The sequence below is a fragment of the Nonomuraea rosea genome, from assembly GCF_039539705.1.
Classification (GTDB): Bacteria; Actinomycetota; Actinomycetes; order Streptosporangiales; family Streptosporangiaceae; genus Nonomuraea; species Nonomuraea rosea.
Window position 1 is genome coordinate 1 of record NZ_BAABDQ010000134.1, and the last position, 1,011, is coordinate 1,011.

General features: G+C 66.8%; 1 protein-coding gene. It reads right to left on the bottom strand.

What is annotated here, in order from left to right; genetic code table 11:
• Window positions 1-35: 35 nt before the first annotated feature.
• Window positions 36-950: an IS982 family transposase gene (locus ABEA43_RS67750; RefSeq protein WP_345581566.1), complete on the bottom strand. Its 915-nt coding sequence runs from the start codon at window positions 948-950 to the stop codon at window positions 36-38.
• Window positions 951-1,011 lie beyond the last annotated feature (61 nt).

The following is a 1,011-nucleotide window of genomic DNA, read 5'->3' on the forward strand; positions in this document are numbered from 1 at the left end:
GCCTAGATGATTGATGCCAAGGGGTCTGGCTGCGGTTAGTGGTCATAGGCGATCAGGGATCGCTTGATCGGCTGGCCGGTCTTGTCGTTGTGCCAGATCACGCTGGTCAGCGCGAGGATGCGGGTCAGCACGCGGATGATGACGCCGGCAGGGGTGCGGCCGCCGTGGCGTTCCAGGTCCAGCTGGCTCTTGAAGGTCTGGTTGATCGACTCGATGGTCTGGCGCAGTGGCTTGAACAGCGCTGCTCCGGGCCGCTCGGGCTCGCCCTGGCGGGCCGGGCGTAGCAGCTGCAGCTCACGCTCGGCGAGCTCGGCTTCGAAGAGTCGGCCGTAGTAGTGCCGATCGGCGATGAGCGTCTGATCTGGATGAGCGGCCAGGACGTCGGGTGCGGCCTGCAGCATGCCGAGCAGGACCTCGCGCTCATCGGTCTTGGCACCGCTGAGGGCGAACAGCACCGGTAGCCCGCCCAGCGTGCACAGCAGGTGCAGCCGCAACCCCCAGAAATAGCGGGAGTGGGAGGCGCAGTAGCCGTACTCCGCCCACCCGGCCAGCGCCGAGCGCCGGGTCGTCTCCCGGGAGCGGCCGCACTCGATCGGCGTGGAATCGGCCACCCAGACGTCGTCACTCCACAGCGAGGTGTCGGCGGCCAGTATCCGGATCATGTGCCTGACCAGCTCGCAGGCGTTACGCAGGCGCCGGTTGTAGCCCGGCTGGCCCGGCAGGTACGGGAACATCACGCCCAGCTCGGCGCGGACGTACCGCAGCCAGCGGCGCTCGGAGGTGAAGCCCAGCAACGCCGACAGCACCGCCAGGGTCACCAGTTCGGCATCGCTGAGCCTCGGCGCGATGCCGACCTTCGGGCGCCACGGAGCCAATTGTGGCTGGGCCTTCAACACATCATCGATCCGCACGTACAGTGCGGTTGCGAGGGTGTCTAACTCTTTCGTCACACATCGAGCTTGGGCACCCTCGCCCTATCTCCGCAGCTACGCCTTGGCATCAATCATCTAG